Annotated in this window: 1 protein-coding gene; it reads left to right on the top strand. The window is 43.1% G+C overall.

Features of this window, described 5'->3' with window-relative positions; translation table 11 throughout:
* A partial coding sequence (locus tag AC1DPZ_RS28015) for a beta-galactosidase small subunit-related protein (protein ID WP_477409708.1) occupies positions 1-960 on the top strand: 960 nt, incomplete at both ends.

Here is a 960-nt window from a genome sequence, read left to right as displayed (position 1 = left end):
CCTCTATACCAATCTTAATAAATGCACTTTTAAGTGGAAGCTGGTATCCCTGCCATTGCCTGGCAATGGCGATCTTGAGGGTAAAATTAATGCATCAGGAAATGTAGCTCCCATTAATCTTGAACCTGGCAGCAAAGGTTATTTGCAGGTTAATTTGCCTGCAAACTGGCGAAATAGCGATGTACTTTATTTAACCGGTAAAGGGCTGGATAACAAAGAGATATTTACCTGGAGCTGGCCGTTAAAATCGCCCGGAAGCGAGCCAGTAAAATTTAGCGCACAAAGCGCCTCCAAACCAACAGCGTTGGAGCAGGATAGCAGCCTGGTTATTAATACCGATGGCATCAATTATTTTTTTGATACTAAAACAGGCTACCTGCAAAAGGTGGTAACACCAAAATCGGTCATTGATTTAAAAGACGGGCCGGTGTTGGCAGGTGTGAAACATACCCTTAAAAAGCTAAACCATTATGCCTCGGGCGAAGATTATATAGTGGAGCCGTTATATGAGGGAGGCCCGCAATTTAATGTAAAATGGATATTCCATTCGGGTAAACCAGTTAAGCTTGACTACCAGTTTAGCCGGCAAGGGGAATTTGATTTTTCAGGGATCACCTTTAACTACCCTGAAGAGCTGATAACCGGCATGCGATGGGAGGGACGCGGCCCGTATCATGTTTGGAAAAACAGGATGAAAGGTCAGCAATTTGGCGTTTGGCACAAAAACTATAACAATACCATAACCGGTGAAAGCTGGAACTATCCGGAGTTTAAAGGCTATCACGCAGAAGTATATTGGGTTACTGTTGAAAATAAACAAGCTTCGTTTACCGTTTACACTACCCAAAAAAATACCTTTTTGCAAATGCTTAAACCCGCAAAAGCCGCGGGTTCAGGTAATGATAATACTAATCCTCCCTTCCCGGAAGGCAACCTTGGTTTTATGAACACTATTAGCGC

The organism is Mucilaginibacter sp. P4_G9, from assembly GCF_056400985.1.
Note: the sequence above shows the minus strand (reverse complement) of the source record. Positions and strands in the feature narration are given on the sequence as shown.